At 42.7% G+C, this 21,994-nt stretch carries 15 protein-coding genes; 9 read left to right on the forward strand and 6 right to left on the reverse strand.

Annotated elements, in window-relative coordinates; genetic code table 11:
• Positions 1-34: 34 nt before the first annotated feature.
• The 5 genes from J8Z24_RS18965 to ahpC form a co-directional block, all read right to left on the reverse strand.
• A complete protein-coding gene (locus J8Z24_RS18965; protein ID WP_252096008.1) occupies positions 35-1,183 on the reverse strand; it encodes a retropepsin-like aspartic protease family protein in 1,149 nt (382 codons plus the stop codon).
• A 40-nt stretch (positions 1,184-1,223) separates the two neighbouring features.
• Positions 1,224-2,522, reverse strand: coding sequence for an amino acid kinase family protein (locus tag J8Z24_RS18970; RefSeq protein ID WP_252096009.1), 1,299 nt, complete (start codon positions 2,520-2,522; stop codon positions 1,224-1,226).
• Positions 2,523-2,527: 5 nt separating this feature from the next.
• Positions 2,528-3,901, reverse strand: coding sequence for a diaminobutyrate--2-oxoglutarate transaminase family protein (locus tag J8Z24_RS18975; RefSeq protein WP_252096010.1), 1,374 nt, complete (start codon positions 3,899-3,901; stop codon positions 2,528-2,530).
• 498 nt (positions 3,902-4,399) lie between these two features.
• A complete protein-coding gene (gene ahpF, locus J8Z24_RS18980) occupies positions 4,400-5,968 on the reverse strand; it encodes an alkyl hydroperoxide reductase subunit F (protein ID WP_252096011.1) in 1,569 nt (522 codons plus the stop codon).
• A 106-nt stretch (positions 5,969-6,074) separates the two neighbouring features.
• Positions 6,075-6,644 carry an alkyl hydroperoxide reductase subunit C gene (gene ahpC, locus J8Z24_RS18985; protein ID WP_125251725.1) on the reverse strand — a complete coding sequence of 190 codons (570 nt, stop codon included), beginning with the start codon at positions 6,642-6,644 and terminating at the stop codon, positions 6,075-6,077.
• A 228-nt stretch (positions 6,645-6,872) separates the two neighbouring features.
• On the opposite strand from ahpC, the gene J8Z24_RS18990 reads away from it, so the two are divergent.
• From J8Z24_RS18990 to J8Z24_RS19010, 5 genes are all read left to right on the forward strand, one after another.
• The gene (locus tag J8Z24_RS18990) at positions 6,873-7,295 is read left to right on the forward strand and encodes a DUF3429 domain-containing protein (protein ID WP_125251726.1); all 423 of its coding nucleotides are present in this window, start codon (positions 6,873-6,875) and stop codon (positions 7,293-7,295) included.
• Positions 7,296-7,362: 67 nt separating this feature from the next.
• A complete protein-coding gene (locus tag J8Z24_RS18995) occupies positions 7,363-8,205 on the forward strand; it encodes a GGDEF domain-containing protein (protein WP_225740798.1) in 843 nt (280 codons plus the stop codon).
• Between the two features lie 148 nt (positions 8,206-8,353).
• A complete protein-coding gene (locus J8Z24_RS19000; RefSeq protein WP_147390997.1) occupies positions 8,354-9,436 on the forward strand; it encodes a methyl-accepting chemotaxis protein in 1,083 nt (360 codons plus the stop codon).
• A 261-nt stretch (positions 9,437-9,697) separates the two neighbouring features.
• Complete coding sequence (locus J8Z24_RS19005; RefSeq protein WP_128731659.1) at positions 9,698-10,486, forward strand: class I SAM-dependent methyltransferase; 789 nt, start codon at positions 9,698-9,700, stop codon at positions 10,484-10,486.
• 178 nt (positions 10,487-10,664) lie between these two features.
• A complete protein-coding gene (locus tag J8Z24_RS19010) occupies positions 10,665-11,513 on the forward strand; it encodes an EamA family transporter (RefSeq protein WP_128731660.1) in 849 nt (282 codons plus the stop codon).
• A gap of 320 nt (positions 11,514-11,833) precedes the next feature.
• On the opposite strand, the gene J8Z24_RS19015 is transcribed toward J8Z24_RS19010, so the two are convergent.
• A complete protein-coding gene (locus tag J8Z24_RS19015; protein WP_502934635.1) occupies positions 11,834-14,317 on the reverse strand; it encodes an alpha/beta hydrolase family protein in 2,484 nt (827 codons plus the stop codon).
• Between the two features lie 270 nt (positions 14,318-14,587).
• On the opposite strand from J8Z24_RS19015, the gene J8Z24_RS19020 reads away from it, so the two are divergent.
• From J8Z24_RS19020 to J8Z24_RS19035, 4 genes are all read left to right on the forward strand, one after another.
• Positions 14,588-15,595: a LacI family DNA-binding transcriptional regulator gene (locus tag J8Z24_RS19020; RefSeq protein ID WP_252096012.1), complete on the forward strand. Its 1,008-nt coding sequence runs from the start codon at positions 14,588-14,590 to the stop codon at positions 15,593-15,595.
• Positions 15,596-16,139: 544 nt separating this feature from the next.
• Complete coding sequence (locus tag J8Z24_RS19025; RefSeq protein ID WP_125251733.1) at positions 16,140-17,366, forward strand: threonine/serine exporter family protein; 1,227 nt, start codon at positions 16,140-16,142, stop codon at positions 17,364-17,366.
• 443 nt (positions 17,367-17,809) lie between these two features.
• A complete protein-coding gene (locus J8Z24_RS19030; protein ID WP_252096013.1) occupies positions 17,810-20,386 on the forward strand; it encodes a TonB-dependent receptor in 2,577 nt (858 codons plus the stop codon).
• A 258-nt stretch (positions 20,387-20,644) separates the two neighbouring features.
• On the forward strand, positions 20,645-21,973 hold the full coding sequence (locus J8Z24_RS19035) for a TonB family protein (protein WP_252096014.1): 1,329 nt from the start codon (positions 20,645-20,647) through the stop codon (positions 21,971-21,973).
• Positions 21,974-21,994: the final 21 nt, after the last annotated feature.

Here is a 21,994-nt window from a genome sequence, read left to right on the forward strand (position 1 = left end):
TTGTATTCCGTGAGTAAAACGTTCCTAGGGAAGCTCAGTGTTTATGGCGAATGTCAAAACTGGCGGCGTGAAAATTAATATGCATGCGAAGGCTGTCTGCGGTGTCGACACCCAATCGACCATCGCAACGACTATGGCTGCAATCTTGATGGTCGGCACGTACCGTCAGTTTTTTAAAATGCTGTGTGATCGATGGAAAATGGATGCTGATAGGGCCAAATTTAGCGGTTTTCTCCACCGCCCCTTTGCCCCCTAACCCATTAAACTTTCTCTCTTTCCAAGTGATGGATTGGTATTGTTCGGCACTTAAGTAATCACTGGTGATTTGACTCTCCATTGCGCCGGTATCTAAAAACCAGAGTTGATTTGTACTTTTTGCCTTGGTGATCACCATAGGGTCGTCAAACAGCCAGACGAGATTTCCGTTTTTCTCTTGCTGCAGTGTAGGCTTTTTGATTTCAGCGATTTGTTCTTCAAAATCAAGCGTTAAATCCAATGCTTTTATGATTGGCCAGCCGATAATGCCATCAAGTTGATACCAATTAATCCCCAAAAACCGCTGTTCGAGTTCAGTGTGATCAACAACGAGCGCAAGCTGATCTTGGGCTTTAACCGGACCGAGCTGAAACGGTGGCAAGCGCACTAAGTCAGCCTTGACTGTATTTGCAGTTGCAGTATCGATTTCGACTTGCTGCTGTGAGGCAATATCAAGTTGTAATTGCTTCACCACTTTGTCTGTCACTAGACTTTGAGAAGCACCGGTATCGAGCACAAAGTAGAATTCATGTCCATTTAGCCTCAGCTTTACTCTTGGCAGAGGCACTAACCAGTGGCCTTGCAACGGGATGGAGGCTTGTGATTGTTCGAAGTAAAGTTGTGGTAAAGAGCCAGAAGCGAGCGTGTTGGCTATCACAGCACTACTATGCGTAGGGGAAACAATTCCCTCGTCAACTAACTTGCGGATCTTTTCGTATTGCTGTTGCTCAGTCAGCAACGCAAGCCACTGCGGTAATACTTGCGGGACTTCCTTATATAGCTTTGCCAACTCGGTTTCAGCCAACGTAAAGTTGCCAGCTAGCATATGACGATAAATGTCGTTTAAAGTGCTTTGCTGCTTCTCGGTGATGGCTTCTAGTTTCGGTGCCCAAGCGTTTATCGCTGGGTCAACTTGTGCTTGGCTCATTGATATACCTAGGAATAAAATCAAAATAAAAAACAAGGTTCTATACTGCATCGTTCACTTCTATACATTGACTTTGTGTAATTTGCTGGCGTAACTGGGCATGTGCAATCCGCATTGCTTGCGCTTTTTCTTCCGCGACAATAACGAGATTCACGCATTCGTTGGCACCATCGGAACACACTGCCAATACCGATATCCCGTGCTTGGATAGCTGACTTTTTAACGCCTGAGTATCAATAGCAAACTGATTGCTGAATAACGTAAGCAGCAACAGGCTTTGACTTTTCTGTATCTTTTGAAGAGCATGTAATATTTTGTTTTGTAAAAATAATTCCATAATAAAACGCAGTTCAGCCGCACCTTTATCAACACAAAATAGTCCTAGGTGTTCGCCATGGGGCAAGACTTGCACGCCACTCAATAGTGCTAATGCACTTACAGGGGGGCGCTCGCCACCAAAATGAATATGAGTGGCTTTTGGCGTGTTTGGATTTTTTGGACACTTTAGCGAAAGTATTAAGCGCTGTTGTCGCAATAATTGTAACGCGGGGTAATGGATCACAGATGCACCAAATTGTGATAAAACACACAGATCGTCAAACGCAATATCGGTGATTAAATTGGCTTCTGGAATAATGTTAGGATCGGCATTACATAACCCTTTTACTTCTTTCCAAATTTCAAGGCGACTTGCATTTAACGCAACAGCCCAGATTGCTGCAGTTGTATCTGAGCCGTTGCGACCTAATGTGGCGATTTGTCCATCTTCCGCGCGAGCAATAAAGCCTTCACTGACATTAACGTGCTTGGCTTGTCTCGCAACCTGTTGCAACAAACGACTGATCTTCTCAATGGCTGGCTGATGTTCGGATTTTTCACCGCATAAATGAATAAACTCTGCGGCATCCAAATAGCCACAACTGAGCCCTAATACACGTAAAACACCGATCATGATCTGTGCGCTCAGCCGCTCGCCGAGTGTGAGTAAGTCATCATGAGCCACCTCCGGGTAATCAAGCAGCTCAAGTGCGTGGTCACATAGATCATAAATCACATGTTGGGTGGCGGTGAGTTCAGGCTCTGCCTGTAAAGTTAGGGCGCATTGCCGAAGTAATTCACTGTGGAACAACTTGACTTGTTCTAATGCGCGTTTTTGGCTCGGTTTGTGTGGGTCAGCAAGAATGGTTTCAAGATCATTTGTCACGTTGCCACAGCCTGACACTATCACGATGACTCGAGTGTGCTTCTGCTGTTGCTGGATAAGCCTTGCGACACGTAATATCGATTCAGCACATCCCAATGATGCACCGCCAAACTTCATGACAACGGGACAATTCATCTTACTTACCCCTGCGCTAGTTGACTCATGCTAAGATCAAGCAGTTCAAGCGCACGCTCGAGCTCATCCATCGAGATAGTTAAAGCTGGTAATAAGCGCAATACAGCCCCAAAGCGACCACCAGTTTCTAAAATCAAGCCATTGGCAAAGCATTGTTTTTTGATTGCTGAAGCCAATGAGCCATCGCCCAAATCAGGGTGCTTTGGTGATCTGGCTGTGTTTGGGTGAATAATTTCAACTCCTAACATCAAGCCCCGCCCCCTAACATCCCCGATAAAGGTGTACTTTTGCTTCAGTTTTTCCAACTCGGCTTTAAGCCATGTCCCTTTTTTTTGAGCAGCTTCGGCCAATTTATCACGACGGATAATTTCCATACCTTTGCGACCTGCAATCATCGCCAACTGGTTTCCTCGGAAGGTGCCGGTGTGCGCCCCAGGTTTCCAGTGATCATATTTTTCACGATACACAACAACTGACATTGGCATGCCGCCACCAAGTGCTTTTGATAGTAAAATCGCATCCGGCATGATGTCAGCACTTTGAAAGGCGAATAAATCACCAGAGCGAGCGAAACCGCACTGAATTTCATCGAAAATCAGCGGAATATCGTATTCATCACACAATTGACGTAAGCCTTTGAGCCACTTGGCAGGGGCAGGAATACAGCCACCTTCCCCCTGGATTGCCTCTAATATCACAGCAGCAGGCTTGGTTATACCGCTTTCTGGGTCGCTAAAGACGGTTTCAATATGGTGTAAAGAAGTCTCTATTAACTCGTCACCTTGTACCAAGTAAGGTGAGCGATAGTCATAAGGGAAAGGAAGATAATGCACATCAGGCATCAATGACGCTACAGCATCTTTGGCACTGAGATTACCGGTAAGTGATAATGCACCGGCTGTCATACCGTGATACCCACCATGAAACGCAAGTACCGTGCGACGTTTTGTTGCAGTTTTGAATAGCTTAATCGCAGCTTCAGTGGCATCTGCGCCAGATGGGCCGCAAAATTGGATACGTGCTTCATCACGAAACTTTTCTGGCAGTAAACCCAATAACTCTTTAGTAAACGCATATTTTGCGGGTGTTAAAATATCCAATCCTTGCATCACTTCATCTGTATGAAGGTACTTAATTAACTCTTGTTTAATTTCTGGATTGTTATGACCCAGTGCTAATGTCCCTGCACAAGCTAAAAGATCGACATATTCTTTTCCATCAGCATCGGTAAGGATTGAACCTTTACCAGAGACGATGACTTTATCGATAACTCGCGAATACGTTCTTGCACTTGACTCTACGTAGCTTTGATAGGTGTACCAGCTTGCTGTATCTTGTGATTCAGTGTAGTTGCTTGTTAATTCCTGTGTTCTATCCATTGTGTTATCCCCCTCATTGTTACATTGAAGTTTCATTCACATTACAATTAAGGCTGGTCAAGATATAGAAATATTCACACCACAGCAACGACTGTGAAATAATTTAAAATAAAACAAACCTTAAAATTAACACTACAAAAACAAAACCAAACCTTTTCATAAACACTAAATCCATATTAATCAAACAGTTACAAGTCATTTAAACTAAAAATTCGATTGAGTTGCTTTATTTTTGCTATTTACTAAAAGACTGTTGGAGCATAGAAAAGCCACTTCACAGCGGAAAAACAGGCACATTAATGCAAATATAGGGATAAAAATCACTTTTAGTCGTGCTGCGATGACTGCTCTTATCATTTCGCTACCCTATGTGTAAAACAAATGCTGACAGCTTAAGGTGGGAGGAGGGATAAATAAAAAAGCCACACTGCTGGAGTGTGGCTTGGGAGCATTGCATGGGTGTATAGTTGCAATGATTCTTTGTGATAATGCAAATACTTAAGCAGCTTGCTCGTCGTCTTGTCCTAACCGAATTAGATAATCAAAAGCGCCTAAACTTGCTGTCGCTCCCCCACCCATCGCAATAATAATTTGCTTAAACGGTGTGGTGGTTGCATCGCCTGCCGCGTAAACGCCCGCTAAACTTGTCGCCCCTTTGTTGTCAATTTCAATCTCACCAAAGCGACTAAGTTCGACTTCACTCGATTTTAACCATTCAGTATTTGGCACCAGCCCAATTTGTACAAAGATGCCAGCGAGTGCTAACGAATGAGTGTCACCGCTTACCCTGTCTATATAGTTAAGACCGGTTACTTTGTTACCATCTCCAACGACTTCAGTGGTTTGTGCGTTTTTGATAATGGTAATATTCGTAAGGCTGTTTGCTTTTTTGATCAGCACTTCGTCAGCTCTTAGTGTATCGGCAAACTCTAATACCGTGACATGCTCAACAATATTTGCTAAATCAATCGCGGCCTCTATACCTGAATTTCCACCACCGATCACCGCAACGGGCTTACCTTTGAATAACGGACCATCACAGTGCGGACAATAGGCAACCCCTCTTCCTTTATATTCGGATTCACCAGGTACATTCATACTTCTCCAACGCGCACCGGTTGCCACTACCACCGATTTAGCTTTTAACACTGCACCGCTTTCAAGAGTGATATCAATGGTTTCGCCTTTGTTAATCGCCGCTGCACGCTGGTTCTTCATCACATCAACGCCATATTGGTTAACATGCTCTTCTAACTGTGCAACCAGTTTAGGGCCTTCGGTTTTTTGTACAGAGATAAAGTTCTCAATGCCTAAAGTATCCGCAACTTGACCACCAAAGCGTTCAGCCACAACACCGGTATTTAGTCCTTTACGAGCGGCATAAATAGCAGCTGATGCGCCAGCAGGGCCGCCACCAACAACGAGCACATCAAACACGTCTTTGTTGTTAAGTACAGCTGCTTGTTTTTCGCCAGCTTTGCTATCAAGTTTTAGTAAAATATCGCTTAGGCTTACTGCGCCTTGACTGAATTGCTCACCATTTAAGTATACGGTTGGCACGGCCATGATGTTGCGTGATTCGACTTCTTCTTGGAACAAAGCACCATCAATCATCGTAGTCGTAATATTTGGATTAACTGCCGCCATGAGATTCAATGCCTGCACGACTTGTGGACAGGTTTGGCAGCTCAGTGAAATGTACACCTCAAAGTTCAATGGGTTATCAATACCCCTGATCAGTTCGAGATCGTCTGCCGATGCTTTAGTGGCATGCCCGCCTGAGTGCAATAATGCAAGAACCAAGCTGGTAAATTCATGCCCCATAGGTACGCCTGCAAACGTAATTTCACTCTTTGTGTCTACGCCGCGAACTGACATTTGTGGTACGCGCTCGCCTTCACTCGATTCAGATAGTGAAATTTTATCGCTCAAAGACGCTAAATCTTGCGCCAACTCTTTTAGCTCTTGCGATTTTTTACTGTCATCAAGACTAATGACGAGTTCAATCGGGCGTTGTAGAGAGCTAAAGTGGCTTTGTAGTTGAGTTTTAATTTGGTTGTCTAACATAAATGGTAACCCTCTGCAGAAACTACAGTAAAAATTCGCAAAAACAATGAACTCTGTTCATCTGGATGGTTGATTTGGGAGTGCATACTGCACTCCCTTTGACAATTTAGATTTTGCCAACTAGGTCTAGTGAAGGTGCTAATGTTTCTTCGCCTGGCTGCCAAGACGCTGGACATACTTCTCCATCATGAGATGCGATGTATTGAGCAGCTTGTACTTTACGTACTAGCTCTTTAGCGCTGCGACCGATACCTAGGTCATGCGTTTCAATAACTTTGATTTCACCCTCAGGGTTGATTACAAAAGTACCACGAAGCGCTAACCCTTCCTCTTCGATCATTACACCGAAGTTACGAGTAATACGGCCTGTTGGGTCGCCAATCATAGGAAACTGGATTTTCTTAATCGTTTCTGACGCGTCATGCCACGCTTTGTGTGTGAAGTGTGTGTCTGTTGATACTGAATACACTTCAACACCCATTTCTTGAAGCTGTGCGTAATAATCAGCTAAATCACCAAGCTCTGTCGGACATACAAAAGTGAAATCCGCTGGGTAGAAGAATACGATTGACCATTTACCTAATAGGTCTTGCTCAGAAACTTCTACGAAGTCGCCACCATGGTATGCTGTTGCGTTAAAAGGTTTAATTTTTGTGTTGATTAATGAAGTGCTCATCGCTTTCCTCACTGTTGTTTAGTTTGAATTAATGTTGGCAATTGCTATTCGCCTTGGCTTGAGTACAAAGATAAGGGGAAGTGATATTTAAATAAAATGGATTGTTTGAATCACTGTAATCGAAAAAACTGATAATAGCTTTTTGAGTGATCAACTAATTTAGCATAAGAGTATAAAAGTACTGTAAATACGGTATGATCCAATCATCAGATATAACAGAGCGTTACTATGCACCCCTATTTTAATCATATCCAACTTGGCTACCTTGGTTTTGTTCCCTTTCTTGCCTGTATTGCATGGACCTTAATGACCGGCGCATCAGCTAACACAGTACAAGCGTTTCAATTTTATAGTTTTGGTATTTTAGCCTTTATGGCTGGCAGTTTATGGCGTGCAGGTCAACAAACGCAAAGCCAAGCGATACTGGCTGTTGTTGTTGTGATCCCCTATCCGCTACTGAGTTTTCTAACGCTCGAGTGGTCATTGGTATACTTATCCGTGGCGTACTGGCTGGTCTATCTGATTGAACGTTTATCCCCAATGTGGAAAGAATACCATAAGGATTACCAGAAAATGCGCACCGTGCTAAGCGCAATGGTTTTCGTCGGGCACCTCTTTATGATTTCTCAAGCCCTTGAACTCAGCGCTTAGGAAACTTGCGTCCCATGACCCATTAACTATAACTAACTGTAGGCGAACCATAGCGAGCTAAATTACTTTGATAAAAACGGCAGTTCCATTGCTACTGTTCTGGATAGTGAATATCGCGTTAGCGGTGTTTATGTACACCAATGGTCACACAGATTACGAGAGTTTCGAGGAGCTTTTTTGGTTTGCTGTTTCGTTCACGTTATTTTTTATCATTACCAAAGAAGTCGTCAATAAACTATTACGTGTAGCATTACTTGTTTATTCCGTTGGCTTACTACTGGATATTTTTGACAGCTTTATCGGCAACACTAATCTGCCTATTTTAGGCTTAGATACATCTTTGAAAAATCTAGGTTTTTTATTAATAAGTGTCGGCTTTTATCGCATGATCAAAGAAAAGCGTAAAGACGTTTACAAGCTAAAAGCAGAAGTGGAAAGAAGAAGGCAGCTCGAACAGCAGATGCGTTACGAAGCAAATCACGACTCGATGACCGGAGTGGGCAGTCGCAAAGCTTGCTTCGAAGGGCTACAAGCACATAAGTTTGCGGGTCTATGGTTACTCTATCTCGATGTCGATAACTTTAAACAAGTAAATGACACGTATGGGCATCACGTTGGAGATAAGGTACTCATTAGCTTCACACAAAATATGCAGCAATACTTTGGTTTGTCACATTGCTTTCGGATAGGAGGGGATGAATTCATTGCTTATGTGGATTGTGAGCTGCCTAACCTAGATGAAATCAGAAGTGCATTACTAAACGGGCTGCTTGAATACAATATCAATGTCAGTATAGGACAGGTTATGGTCGACCCTGCAAAGCAAGCTGATTTACTTATCCATGAAGCAGATAAACAAATGTATGGTGATAAGAAAGGTAAATCTCTTCGTTCCAGCTCTAGAGGCTAAAAGACCCAAAAGCGGTAAATTTGTAAACAAAAACTGACTTTTTTGCAGTAAGAATCATCAGTTGACTTGCTGCCCTCACTAAATTTGTAGCACTAATACACAATAATTGCTAAGCTATCGTTAATATTAAGTTATAGGGGAATGTGCAGTGTTTGCAAAGCTATTTACAAACAACGAGACCCAGCAAGCGCTCGAAAAAGCGCAACAAGAACTGCTCCAACTGAAACAACAAAATGAACAGTTAAGTGCCGAAAATGAATCACTCAAAGCAGAGGTGGTCAGCGCTCAGGTGTCTCTGAATGACAACACAGATAATCAATTACTGCAATGTGCGCTGACTGGACTTGGTCAAGTGCAGGGGATCCGCGAAACAGTACTCGCAAGCTTTATGGGGATCGAAGAAGAAAGCCATTCTATAGAGAAAGTAAACGCTGCCTTTTCTAAGTCGGAAACGGCATTACGAAAAATACTCGTAGGCATGGATCAGCTTGGAACAAATATGGACAAAATGACGGCCAACATCTCTGGCTTGTCGCAAATGGCTGATAGTATAAATACGTTTGTAACCACGATTTCTAAGATTTCAGATCAAACTAACTTACTGGCGCTTAACGCCGCCATAGAGGCGGCGAGAGCTGGCGAAGCTGGCAGAGGGTTTTCTGTTGTAGCTGATGAAGTAAGAGCACTTGCCACCAACACGAATGAATCAGCGAATGAAGTTTCAGATCTCGTGAAGAAAATCATCGACACGACGCACACAACCGTGAATGCTGTAGAGGAAATTCAAGCCTCCAATATTACCCTGTCCGACAGTATTGGACATTTAAATGATGAATATGAAGGGATTGTTGCATGCTGTGATTCAATGAAAGACACAATTTTAGTGTCTACAACACAGACATTTATCCAAACAGTAAAGCTTGACCATGTGGTGTGGAAGGGGGATGTTTACAACGTGATTATCGGTAATAGTCACAAGGGAGTAAATGATTTTGCCGACCATACAATGTGCCGACTAGGAAAGTGGTGGAGCGGCGAAGGCGCTGACAAATTTGGAGCTCACAATGCCTTTAAACGTTTAGATGCGCCACATAAAGAGGTACACCGTGCAGGCGTGGAAGCAATTAGAAAATTCCAATCCGGTGATCCTCAAGGCGCAGTTAAGCAGCTTAATCAAATGGAACGAGCAAGTGTCGAAGTAATGGACTTACTTGACCAGCTAGGGCATTGATAAGTAAAGCGATACACTGTTTTATCGGATACCCGCTTTAACACTTAGGGAAATTATACGACGCCATAGTAAATGACCTATAGGCTGTATGTTTCTTTGTGTATTTTGCGGGTATTGCAACATTTGCTGCCGCGGCGAATTTATCTAATTTATACGAATTATATTCATTAATTGGTATTAATCCCCCCAGACAAGAGCCAACCGCTACAAGATACCAGCCTAATTTGGTAAACTCTCCGTTTTGCTGATTTAGACAGTTCCATGATCCTTGATAAAAACTGGCGTATTCTCACTGTTGGCGATGGTGATTTAAGCTTTTCTTACTCTCTAGCAAAGTACCTAAAGCCAATTCATCTCACTGCCAGTATTTATGACAGCGAAAGTGCGCTTAAACATAAATACCAAGACAACGCATTTGATAAACTTGCAAATATTGGTATTGATATTATCACCGAGTTTGATGTTACCAAGGCGAGCTGCTGGCATAGGCTCTCTAAGCAAAGCTTTGATGCGGTGATATTTCAGTTTCCATTAATCCCGGCATTTGCCTCTTATGAAAGCTTCCAGCAGCAAACACTGAGCGTAAACACGTTAAATCGCCAGTTGCTAAGAAAGTTTTTACTCAACGCAACAAAGTATGCGTTAGACCCAGCAGGTGTAAACCTTGGGATAATCACCTCTAAAGACGTCAAGCCCTATATTGAGTGGAATATAGAGCAGAGCCTGATAACAAACACAGACTTGTGTTACCTCGGTCAGTCTACTTTTGATATTTCACAATTCCCTGAGTATCTTATCCGTAATGTAGATCGAGATAAACATGTAAAGGATACTAGTGGCGTCAGCTATTACTGGTCGATAAATCACTCGCACCCAATAACCTCAAAACTGCAAATGCCACATTACTTAGCGCCAAATCACTGTACTATTTGTAGAGCAGGCCCATTTGTCAGCGAAGTTGATGCGCTATCACATCAAGAATCGAAAAAACATAAAAGTATGCAGAAACACGAAGACCAGTGGCAATTATATTTACAGCAACACAAGTAAAATAAAGGTAAAAAATAAAACATAAACCTCAATTAAAAGCAGCCTAGAGGTAACGTTTAGAGAGTCTGAAAAATAAAAAGAATAAAATATACAAAAATATTTGAGCCGCTCACTACAGAAGATTAGACTAACGCCATCTGCAAACTCTTTACCTGCTTTTTTATCTACAGGGGGCATAATGCCACTCATTAACCGTGACTTTATCATCGCGATTTTATGTCTACTGTGCGCTATGATAACAATCCAATCAGGTGCTTCTATTGCCAAGCAGCTGTTCCCATTCGTAGGCCCTGAAGGAACAACCGCATATCGCCTTGGCTTTTCAGCATTAATTTTATGTTTGGTATTCAAACCTTGGCGACACTTACCATCAAATTGGCGGCCGCTTATTGTATATGGTCTGTGCTTGGGTGGCATGAATATCACTTTTTATTATGCTATAGAGCGTATTCCAATAGGCATTGGGGTTGCTTTAGAGTTCACCGGACCACTCGCGGTCGCGCTATTTTCTTCTAAACGTAAACGTGATTATTTGTGGGTAGCCTTTGCGATTGCGGGCATTTTATTGCTATTGCCTGATCTGGGTGATGTAAATGGACTTGACCCAATAGGCGTCGTATTGGCGTTAATTGCTGGCGCTTGCTGGGCGGGGTACATTTTATATGGTAAGCGCTCAGGCAGTGAGAGTTCTGGTGGGGCAACAGTTGCCATTGGTATGAGTATAGCCGCGCTCGCGATTGTGCCATTTGGCGTGATCTCCCAAGGTACCGCTTTACTAGATTGGTCAATTATCCCGTTAGGGATTGCCATCGGCCTGCTTTCAAGCGCCCTACCCTACAGTTTAGAGATGGTCGCACTGCGAAAAATGCCAGCACAAGGTTTTAGCATCTTAATGAGTGTGGAGCCTGCAGTTGCTGCATTGGCTGGTTTTTTAATTTTGGGAGAGTTACTCACTGTATGGCAATGGCTGGCAATATTGATGGTTATCACTGCATCTGTTGGCAGCTCAGTATCGAGCAAAGAGTAATACCAATTAGACTTAATACTTGCTCAATTTGAAGGTGTAAATCTGACGCTAACCGCGTTAAAAATTTCCTATTTAGAACAACTAAATAGGAAATTTTTGCCTTGCCTACAGGACGTAGGTACCTCGGCGTGAGCAGGACGCGGAAGCGGTGTTATCGACAAGGTTTTCTCATCTCAAAATAGACCACTTAATTAAGGAAATTGGTATAAACTCACTTAAAGAGGCTTCAATAGCTAAGCCTTCTAAACACTCATAACAGTAATTATCTCGAATTTTTAGTTTTCATCTAAGCGCAGTACTGCGCTTAGATGAAAGTATGTTTACTGCTCAACAATAGCTTGTGTTGCAATAGAAGTCGGTTCATTAGGCAACATTTCTATCTCTTCTTGCGCTTTTTCTGGAAACAAATAGGTATCGAGCCACTGCTCTTGCTCCCAAAGAACATGTAAGATGCTCTCTCGTGCTTTATACCCATGACCTTCCTCAGGTAACATGACTAACCTTGCATTACCACCCAAGCCATTCATTGCAGCAAACATCCGCTTAGACTGCATTGGGAAAGTGCCTGAATTTGGGTCTTCCTCACCATGGATCATTAACATAGGCTCGTTAATCTTTTCCGCGTGGAAGAAAGGTGACATATTGGCATACACATCTTGTGCCTCCCAAAAACTACGAGGCTCACCTTGGAAACCAAATGGAGTCAGTGTCCGGTTATACGCACCACTGCGTGCGATACCGGTAACAAATAAATCACTGTGCGCTAAGAGATTCGCAACCATAAATGCACCGTATGAATGACCTGCAATCGCGATACGCTCAGGGTCAGCAATCCCTTTTTCAACTAACGTATCCACCGCAGCTTGAGCACTTGCCACCAGCTGCTTCCTGAAAGTGTCATTCGGCTCGGAATCTCCGGCTCCCACTATAGGCATAGTTGGATCATCAAAAATAGCGATACCTTTGGCAAGGTAAGGCATGGGTCCCCAATAACCAATATAAGGAAATTGATAAGGTGACTCTCGTACCTGAGAAGCAACCGCTTTATCTTTATATTCAAGTGGGTATGCCCACATTAATACCGGTATTCTGCCTTTAGAGGGATCATAGTTGGTTGGCAAATACAAATTACCCGATAGTTCAACACCATCATCGCGCTTATATTTGATTTGCTCTTTCACAACTCCTTTAAATGCAGGATATGGGTGTGGAAACTTTGTTAACTGTTCTAGCGTATCAAATTGTAAATCACGGACAAAAAAGTTAGGCTGCTCTTGACGTGACTCACGTACAGTAACAAACCGCATTCCTTCGTCATCGAGTAATGCCCGAACTCTTTCATAATAAGGTGCACTAGATTGCCATAGCCGAGTCGATGTATTCGTTTTTACGTCAAATCGATCTAGAAATGGGATATTGCCTTGATCAGATGCGCCATTGCCGGTTAAAAATAAATAGCGACCACCAACTAGCTTCAGCACACGAGAGCCTAAATCACTGTTTTCATATACAAAACTACCAGGGTCTTTGTAGGCATCATTATAACTGCGCTCTGAAAATACCACGCGGTTCATATCTGGGTTGCGAGGTGAGAATATCGAAGCGCGCACACTACGATCTGAAAAGCGCCACTCATTTAAAATAGCGACATTATTATCAGCCCACTGAATACTTGCAAAGCGTCGTTCAACTTTTGCAAATAATTCAGGCTCTTTTTTGAAAGGTGCACTAATTGTGTACAAATAGTCATGATATTCAACATCTTTACTCATATCACCACCATCTTGCGCCTCAGCCCAGATAAGAGTTGCCCCTTTGTCGTCCCGCCACTGGATTTTACGAGGCCCTTCTCTCACACTGTCAAAGCCCGCGGGTAAGGCGTCTGCAACAGGTTGCCTTGCCACTTCAAATAGCGGGAACCCTCTCATGCCCCACACCTGCCATACCGCAGGGAAACGGCTATACGGTACTTGGTAAGAAAATGGGTCATCCATCATGCCTACAATTAGATTGGTTGAATCAGGAGAGATTGAAAAGTCTTTCAAGTAGGTGGGGTTACCAATTTTTTGGGCACCTGAATTAAGGTTAATTTTTATCAGTTGGCCTTCAGCATAAAATTTAAACAACTGAATATCATAAGGGCTTGATAATAAGTTTTGATAAGTTCTGGTCGATGCTTTTTTACCAGATGTTGTCTGCACGATTGGCGCCAACTGCGACCTATCACGCTCGCTCGGTTGTTTGCCATGGTTAACCGCAATGTTTGCAACAATTGCAGTGCTGTCAGGCAGCCATTGATAAGGGGTTGAGGTCACTATTCCATTTAAAGTCGATTGCGTTAATTGCTTCAGAGCGCGCTTTTCTATATCAAATGCCCACAGCGTAGAGCTGTTCGCTTGCTCAAGAATAAACGCCAGATAACGGCTATCTGCACTCCAGCTAGGTGCCTTTATTTTACCCTCAGGTAGACCCTGTACTTTGATCAGCGCCCCAGTATCCACATGTTTAAATTCAATTGAGCTATATTGTCGACTGGACGTTCTCATAAAGCTCTCAGGATTAAATTTAATGCCTGCTAATGCTTTTTCCGGTGTACCTAGCTCTTCAAGAGAAAGGACTCGATTACGCAGCATTAGCGCAAGCCATTTTCCGTTAGCGCTCAACTTTGAAGCTGGAATGAGAGGAGCATCAACTAACTTAGCAAGTTCTGAAGAAGGCCTCATATAGCCTTGTTCATTTGCAAATACCGTTTGTGATACGGCAGTTATCATTATGATAAATGCAACTTTTTTTAATAATTTCACTGTATTCACCTATCTTGGGCGTTCATTGTGCGATCATATAATGATTTTTGGAAAATGTGCACAGATTTGCGATGTTATGTAAAGAAAACTTGCGGTACCATTAACCCTGAAAAATCGCTGTTGGTGAGTCTGGTCAATCTGAAAATTTTGATACAGATAATACCAGTTTGACTTAATACTTGCTCAATTTGAAGGAGTAAATTCAGCGCCGTTAGCATCACATCTAGATGTTAGAAAAGTATTCATGATCCGAAGTTCAGGTTAATTAGCATGAAAAATGATAAAAAACGCGCTAATGTCACCATCTTTGATGTTGCCAAAGAAGCACAAGTTTCAAAGTCTACGGTCTCTCTCGTGCTTACTCAAAGTGAGAAAGTGAGCGATAAAAGCAAAGCCAAAGTGCTACATGCAATTGAAAAGCTGGGCTATGTCTACAACCGAGAGGCTGCTGCACTTAGAAGTAAGCGTACCAATTTAGTTGCCTTGGTGATGAATGACTTAACTTGTCCTCTGTGCGCACAACTAGCTGTTGAACTCGAAAAGCAGGTATATACGTTAGGTATGGTTCCCATGCTGGTAAGTACGAATGAATGTATTGAACGTCAACAGCAAGCGGTACAGGCATTTAAAGAATATAATGTTTCTGCCTTCATTATGATCCCTGCCAAAGGTACTTCCCGACAGTGGCTAGACAATCTTTATGACTCCGGTTTTTTAGTCATCACAATAATGCGAGAAATTGCTTTTGCCAAAGCCCCCTCGATTCTGCCCGACAATAAAAAGGGGACTCACCTTGCAACTTCTCACTTGATTGAAGTTGGAGCTCGACATATTGCTGCACTTGGTGAGCAAGACTGCTTTGAGTACCAGGCTAAACTGGCGGGTTTTCAAAGTGCATTAACATCACACCACGTTAAGCATCAGGCGACTGTTATTGACGTCCAAAATAACCGTCGAGCCGGCAAAAAGGCATTCAAACAACTGATCGAAACTCATCGTAATATAGATGCGGTTATGTGTTTTAGTGATTTTATTGCCTATGGCGTTGTAGATACGATGCGGGAGATTGGACTTTCACCAGGTAGAGATATAAAAGTGATTGGTTTCAATGATTTTGCTGATTCTCAGTTTATGACCCCCTCCTTGAGTAGTGTAAAAATAGATATTAACGAGATATGTAGACGCACTTGTCAAACCCTCTCAGAGCAGCTCAGTGGCACAACTCCTGCGGCGACAACCATAGTCGATGTAACGCTTCAATTGAGGGATTCTTCGTAAATATGCGAAATCGGCTTATAGACAAGCGCTTTGATTACTATCAAATTACATTTTAAAAAAATGCAAATATTTGCGGCCAAACCTATAGACATTGTTGAGAATCTGGATAGAATTCGCAGCAATCTCAGCCGTCTATATTTACATTTAGGAAATATGCACAAGTGACTGATGTCGACTTACACCAATTATCTTAATACTGTAGTCTATTTTGAGGTGAGTAAATCTTTTCGATAACTCCGCTACCGCGTCCTGCTATCGCTAAGGTACCTACATCCATATAGGCAAGGCAAAAATTTTGCTATTTATATGTTCTAAATAATAAATTTTTAACGCAGTTAGCGTCAGATTTACTCCTTCAAATCAAGCAAGTATTAAAGATAATTGGTATTAAATAAATCTAGTAAAAGCAAATAGATGTACCATACTAGAATGGCGAGTTTATACTTGGCACAACGTTACTTTTGTTGTCATATTCCTGTTTTTTAACACTTTTACCAATCGTATTTTAAACAGATTGGTAGTACACATTTAAGGTTCTCTTTCGTTGAATAACGCAACCTTTACAGAGAAACGCCGCTTTATTGTGAAGTTAGGCAAAATGCTTCATAAATACGGTACCCCTGCCTATCGGCTCGAAGCACACTTAATGGAAGTTGCCACTCACTTAGGGTTAAAGTCTTCTTTTGTTATGTCCCCAACATCCGTCACATTTGTGATTTGGACTGAAGGCCATGAAGAAGAGTACACTCATGTGGCACGGGTTGACCCAGGCGATCATGACTTAGGCTCGCTTGCTGATACTGATGGCGTAGTAACTCGAGTGCTATCCGGAGAGTTATCACTGCAAGAGGCCGAGCAATGCCTCGAAGCCATTTTGCATGCCCAGCCCCCATATAATAAACTCCTCACTGGACTTGCTTTTGCTACTTCTGGTGGTGCGTTTGCAATGCTAATGGGCACCAGCTGGAACGACGTCGTGTGGTCAGCATTACTTTCCTTGTTGGTGTTTTTGTTTGTACTTTGGGCGAGTATCTCCAAGCGCGTGACCCATATGCTTGAGCCTTTGGTTGCCATTGTTTCGGCTGTAGCTGCCTGCGCAGTCTCTGTGTATATCGATCCACAAATAAATATCCGTTTGGTTGTGCTATCGGCGATTATCGTGTTTATTCCAGGGTTAGCACTCGCACTTGGATTTGCTGAATTATCAGCTCGGCATTTGGTCTCTGGAACCGCTCGAGTCATGGACTCGATCATGTTGCTGTTTAAGCTCTATTTTGGTGCTTTTTTAGGTATCACGCTAGGGTTTGCGTTATTCGGGAAAGTCGATTTTGTCCAACCCCTACCATTACCAAGATGGACAGCGTGGCTTGCTGTGCTTTTGCTTTGTAGCAGTCTTGTGGTGATATTTAGAACTAAATTAAGACATGCGAGTTGGTCGCTAGCATCAGGTTTTATTGCTTATGCAGCAAGCATCAGCTCTGCGGTTTACTTTGACTACGCACTTGGTACGTTTGTCGGTGCATTTGCAGTGGGTGTCTTTAGCAATATCTTTAACCGCGTTGTCAACGCTCCAGCTTCTATTGTTGCAATGCAAGGTTTGATTGTACTGGTCCCTGGTTCTAAAACTTATATTGGACTTAATTCACTGATCGAAGGCCAAAGCTTTGTCCATGCGGATCATATTGGCCAACAAACCTTCTTAATATTTATGTCTCTTATTGCTGGCCTTATCTTCTCAAACGTTGTGCTGCCACCTAAAAAGAGCTTATAACGTGTAAAAGGAACTGGAAAAGTGACTTTCCAGTTCTTTGTAGTTGTGAATGTTAACAAAAGACTAAGCAAAATCATTCAAGTAAACTTAACTTAAACTACAAAACCTCCAACTTAACTTATTTTATATCTATATATTTCAGTACAATGGTAATTATTGAAGTAGAAATCCATTGAATTCACAACTATTCATTTCAATTCAAGATTTAACAAACCCCGCTGGTGTTTAATCTTTCTCGAGGTCAACCTCTCAATCACAAGTAATACCAATTATCTTAACTAAGTGGTCTATTTTGAGGCGAGAAAACTTTGTCGATAACAAGGCAAGAATTTTGCTATTTAGTTGCTCTAAATAAGAAATTTTTAACGCAGTTAGCGTTAGATTTACTCCTTCAGACTGAGCAAGTATTAAGGCTAATTGGTATAGGCACTCAAGGGGAATGTATGTTTCGCAATAATAAGAAAAAACTAGTAGTCTTAATCAGCCAATCTTTGCTCGGCTCGGTACTTTTTGCACCAGGTATAGCGCTCGCTGAAGAGAGCAATAATCAAGAAGCAGCTAAAAATGGTGAAGTTGAAGTTATTCAAGTCAGAGGGATCCGTGGCAGCGTTGTTCAATCACTCAATACTAAAAGATACTCTGACGCCATTGTCGATGCAGTAACTGCCGAGGATATTGGTAAATTTCCAGATCAAAACGTTGCCGAATCGCTACAACGCATTACCGGTGTTTCAATCACCCGCAGTTTTGGTGAAGGTGAGCGCGTTAGCATTCGAGGCACAGGTGAAAGCCAAAACCGAACCTTATTAAATGGTCAAGCCGTTGGTTCAGCAGATTGGTGGACCAACTCAGCGGCGAGTCGTGGTTTTAACTATACAATGTTACCCTCAGAAATTATTTCTGGGCTTGAAGTTTACAAATCACCCGAAGCCGATATTGATGAAGGTTCTATTGGCGGCACCGTGATTGTGAGAACACGTAAGCCACTTGAGTTAGAGGCAAATAAAATTGCAGGTTCAATTATCGCACAGCACAGCGAAGTATCAGGTGAAACCGATCCGCAACTATCCGCTATGTACAACTTTAAAACCGATGATGAATCTTTTGGTGCATTAATTTCTGTTGTTCGCCAAGAACGTAACTTGCGCCGCGATGGTATTGAAGCATGGTCTTGGACCTATCGTGATATCACACTTGAAGATGGTACTGTCGTCAACAATGTCTACAGCCCTGGCGGTGGGGGCTCAGCCATGTTCTCACAGCAGCGCGTACGCACAGGCATAAACCTCGCCTTGCAATATCGTCCAAGTGAAAATATGGACATTGTATTCAATGCCTTAGACTCTACACTAGAAGCTGATAATGAAAACCAAAACTTCCTTTGGTTACCCGGTTACGGCGGCTCACAATACACTGACATTACCGTTATCGACCACCCTGTCGTTGGCAAAATGGCCGTTGGTGGTACGCTTGGCTTATCTCCAAATGCCAATAATATTCTGGATGAGACCAAAGTACGTAACTCTGAGCTCAAAACCAAGTCGTACGACTTAAAAGTTGAACATCAAGGACAACTTTGGGAATCGTCATATCACTTAGGTTACACAGAAGGTTCGGGGGGGTCGCAAGCTGATCGCTCCGTTGGCTGGGAAGGTAATTATGTTCACAGCTTTGATACGTCACAAGTAGAAGATGTAAAAACCAGTTATGCCGCCGATCCAAACGACGGAGAGAAGTGGAATTTAGGTTTTTTACGCTATGACAGTAATGATGCCAAAGATGATGAAACTTACTTTCAAGCCGATTTTAAGCGTCCAATTGATGTTGCCATCTTCAGCCAGATCAAAGTCGGCTTTAAATACCGTGACCACAGCCGCTTTAATACCAAACACACCACAGACAATCGTACCGACTTAAACTGGAGTTTGGCTGACTACTCCAAAGCCATGCCATCTGATTATCTATCAGGCATAGGCTCTTCAGGCACAACACGCAGCTATGCGATTACTGATCCGGACAAAATACGCCAAGAAGGTGATGCACTAGGTTGGAATTACCGAGTATTGAAGGCCAGTACTTTCGATATCAATGAAAAAATTACCGCAGGCTACATTAAAGCGAATCTGGATGCAGATGGTCTACGCGGTAATTTAGGTGTAAGACTTGTAAATACCAAACAAACCTCATCCGCGTTTGCAGGTGAGTCAGGTGCTGAGGTCTGGACAACGGAAGAAAAGGACTACTTCGACATTCTTCCAAGCATTAACTTGGCAATTGACTTAGATGATGATTTATTAATGCGCTTTTCTGCGGCACGAGTTATGTCTCGCCCAGATTACGCCGATATGACCGCATCAACTTCATACAACCTAGAAACACAAACCGGCACTGGCGGTAACCCTGACATCGACCCCTATCGAGCGACGCAGTTTGATACCGGTATCGAGTGGTACTTTAGCGACGCAGGCCTTTTTTCTGCGGTATTTTTCTACAAAGATATTCAGTCGTTTATCGAGAGCCAACCAGCACTTGAAACTCACGAAGGTAAAGAAGTACTGATCAGCCGCCCTGTTAATGGGAAAGCAGGCCGCATTCAAGGCCTAGAAATCGGTTATCAACAAGAGCTATATGAAGGTTTTGGCGTTGCCGCTAACTATACCTATGTTGATGGTGAAGCAAAAGATGATGAAGGTAACGACATCACTATCCCTGGTAACTCTGAGCATACCGTTAACCTAAGTTCTTATTATGAAAACGAATTCATTAGTGCCCGCATCTCATACAACTTCAGAACAGGGTATGATACTGGTCGAGACTGGCCAGGATACATTGACGATTATGGTCAAGTAGATGCCAACCTTACCTATAACTACAACGAGAATGTGGCGTTTATTCTTGAGGCCATCAACTTGACGGATGAACATACATTTAGCTATCAGGAAGAGGGAGTTGAACAAGCACTGACCGGTGTTTATGCCGATGGAAGGCGTTTTAGCGCAGGAGTTAGATTTAACTTCTAACTCTGAAAAGTGAATGAAACTTTTACCACTAAATCTGGTCTTACTAGTTGCATAGGAATAGTTTCATGACTCGAATTAAGTCGCTTCCAAGCTAACACAGGTTCGACTTAGTAAACTCCCTGCCCGGAGTTCCAAAAAGCTGATAGCATTTGCTATCAGCTTTTATTATTTAAATTTCCTTTATATTATGGTTATATAGCGTATTAAAAATGACCATAGCAACCCCACAGAGCAGGCCAAGGATGAGTAATCAATAAAATGCGCAACAATCTCATTTCTGGGCTTATTTTTACATTTTTTCTAGGTATGAGCTGGCTAACAAAAGCCGATCTTTACGACGCCACTCTTGCCTATCAAAACGAAGAATTTACTCTCGCATTTTCAAAATTCAGTCGCTTAGCGCAATTAGGAAATGCTGACGCTATGTATAATCTTGGGGTGATGTACTTGTATGGGCAAGGCACCGAACAAAGTGCTGCAAATGCCTTTGCTTGGTTTTCATTGGCTAAAGAGTTTGGTATCGCTGAAGCATTCCAAACTGCACAACTTGTTTTGCAACAGTCAAACGACCAAAGTGGCCTAAAGGACTTTTTAAAACTTCAAAAAAGCCGCTTGTCAAACACCTACTTGCTTGATTCAACGCTCACTAAGCTTAAACAACACAGTACTACACCAACACTGAGTAAAACCCACGATGTTTTACCTGAATATCCAGATGAAGCGGTAAGACAAGGGATTGAAGGCTGGGTTTGGTTGGAATTTGACATCGACCAAAGCGGTAAAGCAACCAATATTGAGGTTATTGACAGCTACCCAAGACATGTATTTACTGCAAGTCTGCTAAATGCTGTGGAGAAGTGGCGATATACGGGTTCAAAACAAGCACACACGTTGATCTACCACTTTGCAACGCATAAAGATGAGCAATATCGCGAAACTTTGGCTATTCAAAAAAAGGCTTACGAAAAACAACTAAGGCAGAATATCGACGCTGCGGAGCGTGGTGTGGCGCAAGTACAATACTATATTGCTAACTGGTTGAGTATGAAAGAGTACAACGCCTATCAGTTACTGCGCTACCATTGGCGTTCTGACGAACCGATGAATGAGCTCTATCTCGCTGCCGCCAAAAATGGCTTGGACTTGGCACAATATCGCTTAGCTACTCAGCTTATTAATGCAGGAGCACATCAGCTTGGTGTACTCTGGCTCGAACACGCAGCACAGACCATGGATATTGCAAAATATCGTTTAGCAACTGTGCTGCTTAACACCGGTGAACCTCAAGATGTTCCTCATGCACTACAGGTACTCATCGAGGCATCGAATAACGGCCATTTACGCGCCACACTGTTATTAGTAAATACGTATTTAACTCGCCTCAGCGATAAAGCTCAGGCCAAGGCTTGGCTGCGCCATGGTCTCATCATCGATCCCGAACACCCTGAGCTGCTGCTACTTTTGGCACGGCTTGCAGAGAATCAGGCAGAGGCCAAAAAGCTTGCTTCTCAAGCATTAAAGTCAGCATCTCAGCGCAATTGGAGTAGTCATGCAATACACTTATTCCTGCAAAAGCTTGCTAACTAACAACATCTATTTAGCGCTTCA

Origin of the sequence: Pseudoalteromonas sp. SCSIO 43201 (assembly GCF_023716725.1) — a bacterium.
GTDB classification, from domain to species: domain Bacteria; phylum Pseudomonadota; class Gammaproteobacteria; order Enterobacterales; family Alteromonadaceae; genus Pseudoalteromonas; species Pseudoalteromonas peptidolytica.